This window comes from Prevotella ihumii (assembly GCF_900155655.1).
In the GTDB taxonomy this organism is placed as follows: domain Bacteria; phylum Bacteroidota; class Bacteroidia; order Bacteroidales; family Bacteroidaceae; genus Prevotella; species Prevotella ihumii.
In genome coordinates, this window is sequence record NZ_LT706989.1 from 1 (window position 1) to 1,007 (window position 1,007).

The 1,007-nt window shown below is 40.6% G+C and carries 1 protein-coding gene; it reads left to right on the forward strand.

The window, feature by feature from the left end:
• The first annotated feature begins 257 nt into the window (after nt 1-257).
• Nucleotides 258-761: a hypothetical protein gene (locus CZ367_RS13645; RefSeq protein WP_237581455.1), complete on the forward strand. Its 504-nt coding sequence runs from the start codon at nt 258-260 to the stop codon at nt 759-761.
• Nucleotides 762-1,007 lie beyond the last annotated feature (246 nt).

The window sequence follows — 1,007 nt, forward strand, 5'->3', positions numbered from 1 at the left end:
TTTTCTTGCAACATTGGCAGACTTTTTCTATCTTTGCAACATCATATTAATTGCTCTCCCCCTTTGTTCGGGTGTCAAGGCAGACTTGTACTGTTGTGAGCGAATTACATGTTATGGGGTCCCTCTCCAATGGACATTTATCCAAGTGACCTACCAAACTATGGAGATTGTTGTTTTAGCAGGTTTATCTTTAAAACCGCAACAATCAAATCCCTCTTGGGAGCATAGGTAGTAACGTGTATTTAAATATGATAAAAATGAAGAAACATTATTTTATGGTTGCAGCAATGACAGCGTTTCTGTCTTTGCCATTGTTTATTGCTTCATGCGGTTCTAATTCTGACGACGGCGTAGAAGCTATTAATGCAGAGAACTCCATCATAAGAATGGAAATTTCGATGCAAGGTGATTACGCCAAGTTTAATCCTTTCATTTCATTCAATGCCTGGGACTTAAAGGGGAAAGGAAAGGATATTCACACCTCGACAGGTAAAGATGTTAATATGTTTTGGGAGCAGCACTATGAAGATAACCCTTTCTCAACAGCATCTGCCCAAATCAAGGGCTCTTACTCGTCTTTCTCTGCCTCACTTATTCTTACCAACTCTGACAGACAGGAGGGTAAAGTAAGTGTCCGTGCCACGGTGTATAAAGATGAAAAAGTTATTCGTGACCAGACTTTGAACGTCGAAATACTGCCTTCTGACATATCAACCAGTATAGGCTATGTACCAGAAGAAGGTTTTACCAAAATCAATTAGGAGGGCTGACGATGGAACAACAAGAAAACAGAATCGTCCTTTTTGCAAACCAAAAAGGCGGAGTCGGTAAGACAACCTTATGGTAAGCATCCAATATTAGCCGCCTTTGTGTAACATTCTTACTTTACTACCTTTGCCCGAAAAACTTATGTTTGTACTCAACGAAACAAATGTTTTTCGGGTTTGTTGCACTCCTGTGGATATGCGTCAGGGTATTCTTCGCCTGTCCCAATTGGTACGCCGCAA

Coding starts and splice junctions, on each gene's coding strand:
- CZ367_RS13645 (WP_237581455.1), top strand. CDS start 258: ATGAAGAAACATTATTTTATGGTTGCAGCAATGACAGCGTTTCTGTCT.